The following is a 521-nucleotide window of genomic DNA, read 5'->3' as shown; positions in this document are numbered from 1 at the left end:
GCCCCGCGCCCGCACCGCCTCCGCCACGCCCAGATCGGCGAGCACGTTCATCCCGTTCGGCGCGAGCCCCAGGAACGCGCCCTCGTGCTCCGCCGGCGCCTCGCGCGCCTCGAAGATCGTCACCTCGACGCCGATCCGCCGCAGGAACATCCCGAGCACCGGGCCCGCGATGCCCCCGCCGATGAGGATCGCGCGCCGCACACCCCGCTGTGTCATCCCCGTGCCTCCTCGCGATGTGTCGACGACATCGAGGTCCCGATGCACCCATGCACCGACGTCTCGATATCTCGCGACAGCACCCCGCGACGACCACGCCCAGCATGGGCGCGACAGGCGCTCATTTCCAGTGATGTTTCGTGATGGTAATCTTCACTTATGGTGAACTTGTCCGCGATCGACCTCAACCTGCTGCTCGTCCTGCACGCGGTGCTCGAGGAGCGGAGCGCGGCGCGGGCGGCGCGGCGGCTCCGCGTCACGCCGCCGGCGGTGAGCAACTCGCTCGCGCGGCTGCGCGCGCTGCT

The 521-nt window shown here is 70.6% G+C and carries 2 protein-coding genes; one reads left to right on the top strand and one right to left on the bottom strand.

The genetic code is table 11. The features are described from left to right. On the bottom strand, positions 1–216 hold a 216-nt coding region (locus BN4575_RS20490; RefSeq protein ID WP_176716457.1), incomplete at its 3' end, for an FAD-dependent oxidoreductase. A gap of 159 nt (positions 217–375) precedes the next feature. On the opposite strand from BN4575_RS20490, the gene BN4575_RS21515 reads away from it, so the two are divergent. Continuing rightward, the coding region (locus BN4575_RS21515; protein WP_218060790.1) for a LysR family transcriptional regulator at positions 376–521 on the top strand (146 nt) is incomplete at its 3' end.

The organism is Aeromonas sp. EERV15 (assembly GCF_900079845.1).
Classification (GTDB): Bacteria; Pseudomonadota; Gammaproteobacteria; order Enterobacterales; family Aeromonadaceae; genus Aeromonas; species Aeromonas sobria.
This window is presented reverse-complemented; position numbering and strand designations above follow the sequence as displayed.